14 protein-coding genes are annotated in these 13,556 nt (G+C 67.6%); 6 read left to right on the forward strand and 8 right to left on the reverse strand.

The window, feature by feature from the left end:
- Positions 1 to 42: 42 nt before the first annotated feature.
- Entirely contained in the window at positions 43 to 390 is a 348-nt protein-coding gene (locus tag ACV7GQ_RS08195; protein ID WP_470313022.1) for an L-rhamnose mutarotase, read from the reverse strand.
- An 83-nt stretch (positions 391 to 473) separates the two neighbouring features.
- Between ACV7GQ_RS08195 and ACV7GQ_RS08200 the strand changes: the two genes are divergently transcribed.
- Complete coding sequence (locus ACV7GQ_RS08200) at positions 474 to 1,439, forward strand: mannonate dehydratase (protein ID WP_470313023.1); 966 nt, start codon at positions 474 to 476, stop codon at positions 1,437 to 1,439.
- Position 1,440: 1 nt separating this feature from the next.
- Here the strand turns inward: ACV7GQ_RS08200 and ACV7GQ_RS08205 are convergent, their stop codons facing one another.
- From ACV7GQ_RS08205 to ACV7GQ_RS08220, 4 genes are read right to left on the reverse strand one after another with little or no spacing between them, the layout of a single operon-like run.
- The gene (locus tag ACV7GQ_RS08205) at positions 1,441 to 2,337 is read right to left on the reverse strand and encodes an SMP-30/gluconolactonase/LRE family protein (RefSeq protein WP_470313024.1); all 897 of its coding nucleotides are present in this window, start codon (positions 2,335 to 2,337) and stop codon (positions 1,441 to 1,443) included.
- A gap of 51 nt (positions 2,338 to 2,388) precedes the next feature.
- Positions 2,389 to 3,219, reverse strand: a complete 831-nt coding sequence (locus tag ACV7GQ_RS08210) for an ATP-binding cassette domain-containing protein (protein WP_470313025.1) — start codon at positions 3,217 to 3,219, stop codon at positions 2,389 to 2,391.
- Positions 3,216 to 4,232, reverse strand: coding sequence for an ABC transporter permease (locus ACV7GQ_RS08215; protein ID WP_470313026.1), 1,017 nt, complete (start codon positions 4,230 to 4,232; stop codon positions 3,216 to 3,218). Before ACV7GQ_RS08215 ends, ACV7GQ_RS08210 begins: the two co-directional genes overlap by 4 nt.
- Before the next feature lie 35 nt (positions 4,233 to 4,267).
- Positions 4,268 to 5,488 (reverse strand): sugar ABC transporter substrate-binding protein, encoded by a 1,221-nt coding sequence (locus ACV7GQ_RS08220; protein WP_470313027.1) that lies wholly within the window; start codon positions 5,486 to 5,488, stop codon positions 4,268 to 4,270.
- 410 nt (positions 5,489 to 5,898) lie between these two features.
- Here ACV7GQ_RS08220 and ACV7GQ_RS08225 point away from each other — a divergent pair, with 410 nt between their 5' ends.
- The 5 genes from ACV7GQ_RS08225 to gfo6 all read left to right on the forward strand — a co-directional run bounded on the left by ACV7GQ_RS08225 (position 5,899) and on the right by gfo6 (position 10,359).
- Entirely contained in the window at positions 5,899 to 6,555 is a 657-nt protein-coding gene (locus ACV7GQ_RS08225) for a transaldolase family protein (RefSeq protein ID WP_470313028.1), read from the forward strand.
- A gap of 41 nt (positions 6,556 to 6,596) precedes the next feature.
- Positions 6,597 to 7,568 (forward strand): carbohydrate kinase family protein, encoded by a 972-nt coding sequence (locus tag ACV7GQ_RS08230; protein ID WP_470313029.1) that lies wholly within the window; start codon positions 6,597 to 6,599, stop codon positions 7,566 to 7,568.
- A 72-nt stretch (positions 7,569 to 7,640) separates the two neighbouring features.
- Positions 7,641 to 8,402, forward strand: coding sequence for an IclR family transcriptional regulator (locus ACV7GQ_RS08235; RefSeq protein ID WP_470313030.1), 762 nt, complete (start codon positions 7,641 to 7,643; stop codon positions 8,400 to 8,402).
- Positions 8,403 to 8,463: 61 nt separating this feature from the next.
- Complete coding sequence (locus tag ACV7GQ_RS08240) at positions 8,464 to 9,222, forward strand: HpcH/HpaI aldolase family protein (protein ID WP_470313031.1); 759 nt, start codon at positions 8,464 to 8,466, stop codon at positions 9,220 to 9,222.
- A 54-nt stretch (positions 9,223 to 9,276) separates the two neighbouring features.
- A complete protein-coding gene (gene gfo6 / locus ACV7GQ_RS08245; protein WP_470313032.1) occupies positions 9,277 to 10,359 on the forward strand; it encodes a D-xylose 1-dehydrogenase Gfo6 in 1,083 nt (360 codons plus the stop codon).
- A gap of 3 nt (positions 10,360 to 10,362) precedes the next feature.
- Here the strand turns inward: gfo6 and ACV7GQ_RS08250 are convergent, their stop codons facing one another.
- From ACV7GQ_RS08250 to ACV7GQ_RS08260, 3 genes are all read right to left on the reverse strand, one after another.
- Positions 10,363 to 11,223 (reverse strand): MBL fold metallo-hydrolase, encoded by an 861-nt coding sequence (locus tag ACV7GQ_RS08250; protein WP_470313033.1) that lies wholly within the window; start codon positions 11,221 to 11,223, stop codon positions 10,363 to 10,365.
- 97 nt (positions 11,224 to 11,320) lie between these two features.
- Entirely contained in the window at positions 11,321 to 12,397 is a 1,077-nt protein-coding gene (locus tag ACV7GQ_RS08255; protein ID WP_470313034.1) for a substrate-binding domain-containing protein, read from the reverse strand.
- A 72-nt stretch (positions 12,398 to 12,469) separates the two neighbouring features.
- Entirely contained in the window at positions 12,470 to 13,456 is a 987-nt protein-coding gene (locus ACV7GQ_RS08260) for an ABC transporter permease (protein ID WP_470313035.1), read from the reverse strand.
- Positions 13,457 to 13,556: the final 100 nt, after the last annotated feature.

Consider the following 13,556-nt stretch of genomic DNA (forward strand, 5'->3'; position numbering starts at 1 on the left):
CGGCGTGTGAAAAAACACCATCGGTCGCCGGGACCGGCGCGCTCAGGACTCCTCGGGTTCGAACCGCCAGACGCACTCCATGAACGGGATACCCGACTCGGGGTCCGCGTCGGCGTCGACGCCCGACTGCTTGAACTGGCCCGTGTAGCGTTCCCACTCTGCCACCGCCTCGTCGCCGTCGACGGCGTCGAGGTAGGCGTCCAGGTCCGCACACTCCAGGATGCAGACGGCCACGTCGTCCCGGACGTACAGTTCGAACTCCTCGACGCCGCCACGGTCCATCGCGTCGGTGACCGCCTCGGGCACGTCGTCGTGGGCCTCGACGTACGCCTCGCGCTGGTCGGGGTCGAGTCGCTGGACGTACACCGCTCGTTCGGTCTCCTCTGGCATGGTCGACACCTCTCGGGCTGTCTCAATGAGTGTTGTGCCGACGACCCCGAGAGTATTTGTACCGGGCCGACGGCAGATGGCCTATGGTCTCGCCTGCACTCATCCTGCCGCCGGACCCGGACGAACGCTGGCAGCTGGCCAGACAGATGGGCGTCGAGAAGGCGGTCGTCCACCCGCTCGAGATCGGCGACGGCCGGACCCACTGGAGCTACGACGACCTGCAGGGGCTGGCCAACTGGCTGACAGACGCCGGGCTCGAGTTCTCGGTCCTCGAGGGGTCGGTCCCCATCTCCGACCGCATCAGACTCGGACGCGAGGGCCGCGACGAGGACATCGAGGTGTTCAAGCAGTTCCTCCGGAACTGCGGCGAGGTCGGCATCCCGGTGGTCTGCTACGACTGGATGGCCGGCGTCCGGTGGGCGCGGACCGCCGCCCACGTCCAGTCCCGCGGTGGCTCCTACGTCACCGAGTTCGACGTCGAGAAGGTGCGAGGCGGCCCCGCACAGTTCGACGACGTGACCCACGCGGACGTCTGGGAGGCCATCGAGTACTTCTTGCGCGAGGTGACGCCGGTGGCCGAGGAGGCGGGCGTGAAACTCGGCCTGCACCCCGACGACCCGCCGCGGGAGTCCCTGCGTGGCACCCCGCGCATCGTCGACAGCGTCGAGGCGTACGACCGCGTGCTCGACGCCTACGACAGCGAGTACAACGGCGTCACCTTCTGTCAGGGGAACTTCGCCGCGATGGGTGCCGACATCCCCGCGGCTATCGAGCACTTCGGCGACCGCATCAACTTCGTCCACTTCCGGGACGTCGAGGGCGACGCGGACCGGTTCGTCGAGACGTGGCACGACGACGGCCCGACGGACATGCTGGCCGCGATGCGCGCCTACGAGGCCCACGTCGGCGACGACGTCCCGATGCGGCCCGACCACGTCCCCACGATGGCCGGCGAGGACAACTCGAACCCCGGCTACCACACGAAGGGGCGGCTGTTCGCCATCGGCTACATGCGCGGGCTCCGCGAGCAGGTGCGCGCGGACCGCTGACTCACACCTCGACGGCCGACCGGAACTCCGCCCGGCCGGTCACGCCGAGGTCGACGCGGTAGAGGCTCCCCGCCCCCTCGCCCTCTACGTCTCTCGTCTCGACGCAGGCCGTCGTCACGTAGGCGGTGTCGTACGCCTCGCCCGCGAAGGTCACCGACGACACCTTGCGCGGGTCGAACCGGACCGTCTCGGTACGGCTCCCCTCGGGGCTGAACCGAATCAGCTTGTGGCCGTCCCAGAACGCCGACCAGAGGTACCCCTCGCTGTCGACGGTCAGCCCGTCGGGCAGCCCCTCGATGCCGGTTGCGTCGACGACGGTCTGGGGGTTCGAGATGGCGCCGGTGGCGGGGTCGTAGTCGTAGCGATAGATGTAGCCCGGACAGTCCGGGTCGACCTCGCCGGTGTCGGTGAAGTAGAACCCGGAGCGGTCGAGCGTGAACCCCATGCCGTTCGGGAGGACACACTCCTCGCGGACGAGGTCGAAGCTCCCGTCGGTGTTCAGGCGGTACAGCCGTCCCGGTAGGTCACGGCCGGTGTCTGGCATCACCCCGGCGAAGACGCGCCCCTCGGGGTCGGCGACGACGTCGTTGAACCGCTCGTGGAACCGGTCCGGGTCCGGCTCCGTGACGACGTCGAGGGCTCCCGAGTGCTGGTCGAGCCGGCGGACCGCCCCGGCCTCCTGGAACAGGAGCAGCGTGCCGTCGGTCTGGATGGTGAACCCCCCGATGCGCTCGTCGGTGTCCTCGTAGACCAGTTCGTGGTCGTCGACCGCCGGGTCGTAGCTGTACAGTCGGCCCCGCGGGATGTCGACCCAGTACAGCAGTTCGTCGTCCGGGTGCCAGAGCGGCCCCTCTCCGGTCTCGCAGGCGACGTCGACGACGAGTTCTGGTGTCGGCATACCGTACCCTCAGACGCCTGTGACGTAAAATTATGCGCCGGGCGCGGCCGGTCAGTCGTCGTCCAGCAGGCCCGCGTCCAGCGTCCCCGTCGTCATCAGCTCGTTCAGCTCCTCGAGGTCGGTCTCCTCGGGCTGCTTGATGTCGACGAGGCGGCCCTGATAGAGGACGCCGATGCGGTCGGCGTGGGTGAGGACCGACTCGATGTTGTGGCTGACGATGACGATGGTGATGCCCTCCTCGGCCAGTCGGTCCAGCGTGTCCTGGACGAGGCGGGTCGCGTCGACGGAGAGGGCGCTCGTCGGCTCGTCGAGGATGATGACGTCCGGGTCGAACGCGAGGGCCCGGCCGATGGCCACGAGCTGGCGCTGTCCGCCGGAGAGGAACTCCACCTCGGTCTTGATGTCGACGTCCCGACCGAGTTGGTCCATCATTATCTGACGGGACCGCTCGTAGGTGGTCTCCCAGTCGATGAACGAGAGCGGCCCGATACCGCGCCGGGGGAACTGCCCCATGAAGATGTTCGTGGCGATGTCGAGGTCGTCCATCAGCGCGAGGTCCTGGTACACCGTCTCGATGCCGTTGTCGCGGGCGTCGGAGGGGTTCGAGAACCGGACCTCCCGGCCGTCCTTGTAGATGCTGCCTTTCGTCGGCGCGTGGACGCCGCTGAGGACGTTCATCAGCGTCGACTTGCCGGCGCCGTTGTCGCCGACGAGGGCGAAGATCTCGGACTCCCGGATGTCGAGGCTGACGTCGTCGACGGCGACGATACGCCCGAACTGCTTGGTGACGTTCTCGACGCGGAGTTTCGGCTCTCCGGCCTCGTCGGTCGCCGGACTGCTGGCGGCCTCCTGTTCGGCCGTCCCGCCGTCCTCGACGCTCATACCGCACCACTCGCGAGGATGCGAGCCCGGAGTTTGGCCTGCGTGCTGTACAGCAGTATCGCCGCCAGTAACACGAATCCGTTGACCATCTGAATCTGGGTGGCCCCGACCGCGGGGCTGTTGTTCAGTGCCGACTGCACGAGCTGGATGAGGACGACGCCGCCGAGTGCGCCGGTGATCTTCCCGCGACCGCCGAACAGGCTGATACCGCCGATGACCGCGCCGGCGAACGCCTGGAACACCAGCCCCTCGCCGATGAGCGGCGGGACGACGCCGACGAACCCGGTCAGCATCAGCCCGGCAATCGCCGCCAACAGCCCGCTGATGGTGTAGACGACGATGATGAGCCGTTCGGTGTCGATGCCGACCTCCCGGGCCGACTTCTCCGAACTCCCCAGCGCGTACACCGCCTGCCCGAACGTGGTGAAGCGCATGAGCAGGCCGAACACGAAGAAGGCGAACAGCAGCACGCCGATGGCGAACTCCGGGGTGCCCCCGACCTGCACGTACAGGCGCGGCAACCCCGTCACCGGCTGGGTCTGCATCGCCGTCTTGCCGCCCTCGAAGATGATGAGGAAGGCGAGCGTCTGCAGGAACGGGTTCAGCCCGACCTTCGCTATCATGATGCCGTTGACGAGGCCGATGAGCGCCCCCGTCACGAGGATGATGCCGAACCCGGCCCACGGGTTCGTGGTGACGCCCCAGCAACTGGGGCACGTGCCCAGGACCATGCCGGTGAACATCGCCGAGAAACCCGCTATCGACCCGATCGAGAGGTCGAAGTGCCCTGACAGCAGACACAGACTCTCGGCGAGCACCAGCAACCCGATGGGGACCGCCGCCCAGAGCACGAGCCGGATGGCCTGCACGTTCCGGAGCGTCTGCGGGACGAACACGAGGACGCCGAGGATGACGACGGCCAGTATCGGCCAGATCATGTTGTCCAACAGGGTCAGTATGACGTCGTCTCTATCGCCGAACGTTCGCCCGATGAAGCCTTGTTCCGTAGACATAGTGTAGGGGAGTGGAGTGTCGGTAGAGACCGCGCTCAGCCCCAGACGTTACCCCAGAGGAACGGTTGGTCGTAGTTCTCCTGCGTGATGACGATGCTGTTGGTCCGGAACCACGGGTGGCCGTTCTGCTCGCGCATGATGCCGGGTTCCCAGATGGGTTCGGACCACATCTCGACGCCCTTGTGCTGGCCGGGTTCGATCGTCAGCTGGTCCGAGGTGACCTCGGAGCCGACCTCGGGGATGACGCTGTCGTCCATCCCCGACTCGACGTACTGTTTCATGTACTGCATGGCGATGGGGTTGTAGAAGTAGTTGGGCTGGTCGACGGCGGCGTCGATGGTCCCCTCGCCGACGAGCGGGTTCACCTCCGGACTGCCGTCCATCTGCGTGAGCACGATGTGCCCCTCTTCGCCCTTCGGCACCAGCATGTCGAGGTTCCGGAGGGCCTGCACCACGCCGAGCCCCATCGAGAGGTTCCCCGAGTAGATGCCGTCGACGCGGCCGTTGGCGTTGACCCACTCCTGGACGGTCGACTGGGCCACGTCACGGGCGTACTCGCCGTTGAGCGTCTGGACGACCTCGATGTTGTCCTGTTCGGCCATCACGTCGAGGAACCCCTGCGAGCGCTGGTTGGCCGACTGGTTGCCCTGGACCCCGCGGACGTTGAGGACGCGGTAGCTGTCCTTGTCCGGGTATTGTTCCTCGAGCGCCGAGACCATCTGCTCGGCCGAACTCGCGCCGCCGTCGTAGTTACTGAACCCGACGTACAGCGGAATCTCGGAACTGGAGGTGTCGGCGTTGGTCGCGAACACCGGCTTCCCGGCGTTCATCGCCTCGTTGATGGCGCCCTCCGCGGCGCCGGTCGACCAGACGCCGACGAGGATGGCGTCGTGGTCCCCGTTCGTGAAGTCCCGGATGTCCTGTACCTGTTTCTGGGCGCTCTGCTGGTTCGGTCTGACGTCCAGTTCGATGCCGAGGTCCTGCGCGTAGAACTCGGCGGCCTCGATGTACGCGGTTATCCACGACCCACCGCGGACGTACGCGGACATCCCGACCTTCTCCAGCGTGTTGCCGCCACCGCCACCGTTGCCGCCGGTGGTGGTGCCGCCGCCGTCGCCGCCGTCGCTGCCGCCGTCGCCACCGTCACTGCCGCCGTCACCGCCGTCGCCGCCGTTCCCGCCACAGCCGGCGATCGAGACTGTGGTAATCGCAGCACCGGTCGCCTTGATAAATCGACGTCTGGTATTGTCTGCCATACACGGCTGAGATTGAGAGTGAACCTACATAAAGCTTGTCGAAAAACCATTATAAAAGCCACAGCGTGGCCGTTCGAAGCCGGTTAGGGCCACGTTTCGCCAAATGGCTGACCGATGGTGAGACGGTTCCCCGACCGAACAGCCGTCGCTGTGGCGGACCAGTTGTGACGGAAGTGTCGTTCGTTCTGCACGTTCGCTCGCTAAACAAAAACGGGGTCCGGATCCGACTGTCGACGACGATACGGAAGTCGGCGAAAGCAGCGGGAAAATCGGTGCCAATCTGTAACGACATCGTTACTAACGATTGTTCGTGACTGTTTCGAGCGAGAACTGCACACTTCTGCACGCGACGTCGACGCTCGAAGCCGGCGGCGGTAGCTTCTTCTCGACAGGTCGCGGATGTGGGGGTCGTGAAGCTCTACATCGACACGGCGGACCGTGACCGTATCGCCGACGCCGTCGCGCTCGGCGTCGTAGACGGCGTCACTACGAACCCGTCGATCGTGGCGGAGGCGGGACTGGAGTACCGCGAGGCCGTCATCGCTATCGCCGACCTCGTCGATGGACCCGTGTTCGCACAGGTCGTCGCCGACGACGTGGACGGGATGGTCCGCGAGGCCCGCGGCTATCAGGAGTGGGCCGACGACGTCGTCGCGAAGATTCCGGCGACCCGTGAGGGGTTCGAGGCGCTCGCACGCCTCCGCGACTCGGGCGTGCCCGCCGGCACGACGGTCGTGTTCTCCGTCGAACAGGCCGTGTTGGCGGCGAAGAACGACGCCTCGTTCGTCGCGCCGTACGTGGGGCGGCTCGACGACGCCGGCGAGGACGGCGTCGAGACGGTCCGGCGGATACAGTCGATATACGACGCCTACGGCTTCGAGACCGACGTGCTGGCCGCGAGCATCCGGAACACGACGCAGGCCGTCGCGCTGTACGAGGCCGGCATCGACGCGGTGACGCTGTCGCCCGACGTCCTCTCCGACCACGTCCCGCACCCGAAGACCGATGAGGGTGTCGCTGGGTTCGCCGCCGCGTGGGGCGACAGGGGGAGTCCCCTGGAGGAGTGAGCGGAGCAGTAGCTAAGTAGCGCCCCGGTGAACCCTCTGTCATGACCTCGGACCCGACGGTGCTGGTGGCAGGCGACACGCTCGTCGACTTCGTCCCGGAGCGACCGGGGCCACCGGGTGCGGCCGGCGGCTATCGACCGAAGTTCGGCGGGTCGGGGGCGAACGTCGCCCTCGCCCTCGACCGTCTCGGCGCGCCGCCGCTGTTCTGGACGCGCCTTGCGACGGACGACTTCGGAGCCTTCCTGCGTTCTCACCTCGAGGACTCGGCGATTCCCGACGCGTTCGTCGTCACGGACACAGAGGCCCGGACCACGCTGGCCGTCGTCACCCACGACGCCGACGGCGACCGGTCGTTCACCTTCTACCGCGAGGGCGGCGCTGACACGCGCCTCCGGACTGGCACCGTCCCCGACGAGACGCTGGAGACGGTGTCGTGGGTCCACACGACCGGCGTCACCGAGAGCGTCGAACCCAGCCGGTCGGCGACGCTCGACCTCCAGCAGCGGGCGGCCGAGCGCTGTACCGTCTCGCTCGACCCGAACTGGCGACCGGAGATGTGGGAGAGCCACCACGAGTTCCGTGCGGTCGTCCGCGGGTCGCTGGATGCCGTCGACGTGGTCAAGGCGACGCCTGAGGACCTCGCCGCGGCCGGGTTCGAGGATGACGACCCCGAACGCCTCGCTCGGGCCGTCACCGACTACGGCCCGCACACCGTCGTGTTGACGATGGGCGACGCGGGCGCGGTGTGCTACGGAACCGACGCCAGTCCCGTGCAGGGCGTGGCCCGCCACCCCGGCTACGACGTCGACGTCGTCGACACGACGGGGGCCGGGGACGCGTTCCTCGCGGCGTTCATCGCCGCGTTGACCAACGGGGTCCGAGACGCCGACGACGCCCTCGCGCTGGCGAACGCGGCGGGGGCCGTCGCCACGACGCAGGCTGGCGCCGTGTCGGCGCTGACCGGGTTCGAGCAGATACGGCAGTTCCACGACGATATTCCGTGGGCAGTGTAGGCGTCCCGGACAGACGCACACCTGTTCCGCGCTGGTGAACACAACTATATGAGAGGGTTTCGTATCGGGCGTATGGCCGGGCAGACAAACACCATCGACGCGACCAAGACGTCGTTGCGAATCATCGAGGAGCTGAAACGCCTCGACGGGGCGGGGGTCACCACCGTCGCGGACGAACTCGGCATCGCGAAGAGCACCGTCCACAACCACCTCCGGACGCTCACGGAGGAGGAGTACGTCAACTGCGAGGACGGCGTCTACCGCGTCGGCCTCCGCTTTCTCGAACTCGGGGAGTACACGCGCAACCGGATGGACATCTACGAGAAGGCCCGCCCCGAGGTGCTCGCACTGGCCGAGGAGACGGGCGAGATGGCCAACGCTGCCGTCGAGGAACACGGGACGGGCGTCTACATCACGCGGGCGGAGGGGACCGAAGCCGTCAGCGTCGACACCTACGCCGGCAAGCGCGTGAAACTCCACTGCACCGCGCTCGGGAAGACGATCCTCGCCGAACTGCCCGAGGACCGCGTCGACGAGATCATCGAGGCCCACGGGCTCCCGGAACGGACGGAGAACACCATCACCGACCCGGACGAACTGAAGGCGGAACTCGACGCCATCCGTGACCGGGGGTACGCCTACGACCGCGAGGAACGGCTGCCGGGGCTGCGGTGTGTGGCCGCGCCGGTCGTCTCCGAGGACGGCCGCGTCGTCGCGGCGCTCAGCGTCTCCGGACCGACGACCCGCATCAAGGGGGACCTGTTCCACGAGGAGATTCCGGAGCTGCTCCGCTCCTCGGCCAACGTCATCGAGATAAACATGGCGTACTCGTAGGCGCTCCGTCGGACGGTGGGACAGAAGTTAGTTTCAAGTGACACGAACACCGAGCTACTGTATGGCTCCCCCGTCGCTGAGAGCGCGGTTACTGGACGGCGAGACGCTCCTCGGGACGTTCCAGCTCCTCGACTCGCCGATGGCCGCCGAGATGGCCGGCGTCGCCGGGTTCGACTTCACCATCCTCGACCAGGAACACGGCCCGCTGACCGCCGAGTCCTGCGTCGGGATGTGTGCGGCCGCTGAGCGTGCCGGTGCCGCGCCCGTCGTCCGCGTCCGGAACAACTCCGAGGCCGAGATACAGCGGGCGCTGGACATCGGCGCGGCCGGCGTCGAGATTCCGCAGGTCGAGACGGGCGCGGACGCCCGGGCGGCCGTCGACCACGCACGGTTCGACCCGCTCGGGTCACGCGGGTTCTCGCCGTACGTCCGCGCCGGGCGGTACACGGGGGACGACGACTACACCGACCGGCAGAACGAGACGACGGCGGTCATCGTCCACATCGAGGGCGAACGCGGCGTGGAGAACCTCGACGACATCGTCGCCGTGGACGGCATCGACGTGCTGTTCCTCGGCCCGTACGACATGTCGCAGTCGCTCGGCATCCCTGGACGGGTGCGGGACGACCGCGTCGAGGCCCTGATGCAGGAGGTCTGTGACCGGGCGGCGGACGCGGGGAAAGTCGTCGGGACGTACGCCGACGACCCGGAGATGGCCCGACAGTGGATGGCCGCCGGCGCACAGTACGTCGCCGTCGGCGTCGACGGGGCGGTCCTCACCCGTGCCTTCGAGGACATCGTGGAGGCGGTGGCCGGGTAGTCCCGACCGCGAGACCGCCGGTAGCTCTTTTGTCACTGGAGGTGAACGACCGGTATGGAACTGACAGCGCTGACGGAGGCGTTCGACCGCCGCGACTGGCAGGACGTGACCGAGACAGACGACCCCGTCCGCTTCGCGATGGTGGGGCTCGGCTGGTGGACCCGGGAGCAGGCGATGCCGGCCGTCGCCGCCGGCGACCTCTGCGAGACGACGGTGCTGGTCAGCGGCGACCGGGAGAAGGCCGAGTCCGTCGCCGCCGACGCCGAGACGGTGGAACACGCCGTCACCTACGAGGAGTTCCACGACGGCGCCGCCAGCGAGGCCTACGACGCCGTCTACGTCGTCACGCCGAACGCCCGCCACTTGCCGTTCGTCGAGACGGCCGCCGAACTCGGGAAGGACGTCCTCTGTGAGAAGCCGATGGAGGCGACCGTCGACCGCGCCGAGCGGATGGTCGCGGCGTGCGACGAACACGACGTGACGCTGATGGTCGCCTACCGGATGCACACCGAACCGGCCGTCCGGCGGGCCAGAGACCTCATCGACGCGGGGTACGTCGGCGACCCGGTGTTCGTCCACGGCAACATGAGCGAACCCATCCTCGACCTCGTCCCGGACCCGGACCAGTGGCGGCTCGACTGGGAGCTCTCCGGCGGGTGCGCGGCGATGGACATCGGCATCTACTCGCTGAACACCGCCCGGTTCCTGCTCGACGCCGACCCGGTGCGCGTACAGGGGTCGGTCGCCTCCGTACAGCAGGAATTCGAGGACGTCCCCGACGAACACGCCGCCTTCCAGGTCGACTTCCCGGACCACACGTTCGCCGTCTGCACGGCCAGTCAGAACGCGGCGATGGCGAGCCACATCAGGGTGACCGGCACCGAGGGCGAGGTCCGCGTCGAACCGGCCTTCTACCCGTGGGACGAGCGGCGACTCCACGTCTCCCACGGCGGGTCCGACCTCGACGTCTCCTTCGAGCAGATAGACCAGATGGAGGAGGAGTTCGAGTACTTCTCGCACTGCCTGCTGACCGGCGAGGACCCGTACGCCGACGGGGAACACGGACTGGTCGACATCCGGACGCTGAAGGGAGTCTACGAGGCCGCTGAGGACGGGCGCGCGGTCGAACTCCGCTAGGTCTCAGCGGTGGGTCGACGCTGGGACGACCCCCGACGACCCGAGGTCCACCCGGTCGCCGATGCGGACCACCTCCAGCTGTCGGGGGAACTCGTAGGACGCGACGTGTTCGTGCAGGCCCTTCGGGTCCCCGGCCACGCCCTTCCACATGTCGAAGTGCGAGGGCAGGAGGCGGTCCAGTCGCAGGTCGTTCGCGGCCTCGACGACCTCGTTCTCGGTCATGTACCACTTCGTCGGTCGCGTCTCGCCGGCCTCGGTGTGGTGGATGCGGCCGACGGTGCCGAACGCGAGGACGCCGAGGTCGACGTCGAACGCCTCGCCGATGTCCTCGAAGGCGTCGGCCGGCTTGCTGTCCCCCGGGTGGAAGAACGTCCCCGCGTCGTGCTCGACGACGTAGGAGACCGGCTCGATGGCGTCCTTGTCGTCGGCCCCTCGGACGTTGACGGTGAAGTCCCCGACCGTGAAGGAGTCGCCCTCGTCGACGACCGACCGCCGCCCCTCTTCGACCCGGAGGTCGCCGTCGTAGTCGGGCGACTCGTAGGACGCCCGTGGTGCGTACAGCGTCCCGCCGTCGTCGAGGAGCGGTCCGTACGACGGCGGGTGCATGTGGTCGATGTGTTCGTGCGTGACGAGGACGGCGTCGGCCGTCGCGTCGGCGGGGTCCAGCGGGACTGGAAGCAGGCGGAGCAGTTTCGGCGGGTCGCCGTCGCCGAAGTACGGGTCGACGTACAGCGTCGTCGTCGCCGACTTGAGGACGAAGCCGTTACAGCCGAGGTACCAGACGGCGACGCCGTCGGGCGTGGCCTGCGCTATCTCCTCGGCGAGCCAATCCCCCCACGTCGCGTGTATCGTGTCCTGTGTCATGTGTGGTGTCCGCAGTCGGTCCAGCCGTTCGGAGTCGTGGCCGACTACTGTATCGAGCCGGCCCGCGTGGAGTCGAACGGACGGACGCCGCCCGCGTTCAGCCGAAGTACTGGCCGAGGTAGTCGGCGGCGTTGTCCTGCGTGACCTCCAGCCCTTCGATGACGATGGTGTCCTCGACGTCCTCGCCGGCGAGGTGGGCCATGCCCGTCTCGATGGCCGTGTTGACCATCTCCTCGGGCAACTGCGCGATGGTCCCATAGTACTGGTTGTCCGAGAACAGTTGCACCCACGCCTCCGTGCCGTCGATGCCGGTGACGGGCACCGACATGTTCGCGTTCCGGAGCGCCTGGTGCACGCCCAGCGCCATCAGGTCGTTCTGGCAGAACACGCCGTCTATCTCGTCGCCGTACTGGGTGATGAAGTCCTCCATGACGCTCAGGGCGTTCTGCGTGGAGAACTCGCCGGTCTGGCTGGCGAGGCGGCTCAGACTGTCGTTCTCGCTGACGGCGTTGCTGAACCCCTCGCCGCGGTCGTTCGTCACGCTCGCTCCGGGGGTCCCCTCCAGCTGGACGACGTTGTAGGTGTCTTTCTGCTCCATCTCCTGCATGAAGGAGAGACACAGTTCCGTCGACCGGCGGCCGAGTTGGACGTTGTCGGAGGCGACGTAACTCACCGTGTCGCCCTCGGCGACGTTGCGGTCGATGGCGACGACGGGGATGCCGGCGTCGTTGGCCTGTCGGATGGCGCTGATGACACCCTCGGCCGTGATGGCCGAGATGAGCAGGAGGTCGACCTCGTTCGAGATGGCCGTCTCGACGTCGGAGACCTGCGTGCTCTGTGAGTTGCCGGCGTCGTAGAACGTCGAGTCCGACGCGATGGTCCCCTCGCTCTTGGCGGCGTCGAACGCGTTCTGCATCCGGGCGAAGAACGTGAACTCCAGCGACGGGACCGAGAGCGCGACGGACGGCGGCCCGCTCTCGGTCGTCGTCTGCTCGCCGCCACCGTCCCCGCCGTCACCACCGTCGCCGCCGTCGCCAGCGGTAGTTTCGGTCGTCCCGTCGGTGCCGTCGCCGCCGTCACCGCCGCCGCCGTCGCCGCCACAGCCGGCGACGAGCGCTGACCCTGCGATGACACCGGTGCGGAGAAACCGTCGTCTGGGAATGTCGCGTGACATACACTACCACAATTTGACACGCGGCGTGATAGAAGTATCGGTGAGAATGAAAGTAACTTCAGTTATCAGGACTCAGTCCTGTCCGACGACGTTCGCGAGGACGGCCAGCATCAGGACGATGCCCTGCGCGACGAGTTGGCCCGAGGGGCCGACGCCCATGAGGTTCAGGCCGTTCTGGAGCACGCCGAGGATGAGGACGCCGACGAGCGTGCCGACCATGTTCCCGGACCCGCCGAAGAGGTTGGCGCCGCCGAGGATGACGGCGGCGATGGGCGGAAGGAGGAGGCCGGACCCCATCGTCGGGATGGCGCTCCCGAGCCGGCCGAGGGTGACGAGGCCCGCGATGGCCGCGAACACGCCGGAGATGACCAGCGTCCCGAGGCGCACGACCGGGACGTTGATGCCCATGCGCTCCGCGGCCTGCCTGTCGCCCCCGATGGCGTAGATGTAGAGGCCGAACCTGGTGTACGAGAGGAGCAACTGCGAGAGGACCAGCAGCGTGAGGAAGACGACGACGATGCTGGGGAACCCGAACACCCGCGACCCGCCCAGCGCGGTCAGCGACGCGGGGAGACCGATGATGGGACGGTTCCCGGAGACGATGAGACCGAGCCCGTCTGCGAGGAACAGCATCGCCAGCGTCGTCATGAACGAGGGGACGCCGAACCGGGCGGTGACGAACCCCGAGACGGCGCCGAACGTCCCGCCCAGGGCCAGGCCGACGACGATGGCCGCCGCGACCGGAATCGCGAACCCCTCGAACAGGCGCGCGCCGACGGCCAGCGTCGCGATGGTCAGCCCCGATATCTCCATCACCTGCGCGATGCTCAGATCGATCTCCGCACAGAGGATCGGGAAGGTGACGCCGATGGCCATGATGCCGATGATGGACACCTGCTGGAGGACGTTCACCTGGTTGCCCACTGTGAGGAACCGGTCGTTCAGGACGGTGAACGCGACGTAGAGGCCGACGAGACCGAGTATCGGGCCGTACTGGCCTATCTGTTCGAGCGTCACCTGCTCCCGGGCAGCGCCGAAGTCGACGGCCGTTCGCGCCATGCCGTATCGGTTCTGTCGTCGCGGTATTATAACTTTGGCACAGTTGACAGGTCTGCGCTCGCCCCGCGACCCGTCCCGCTCGGGCGAACGCTTTTATTGT

This window comes from Haloarcula sp. MBLA0163 (genome assembly GCF_055632435.1).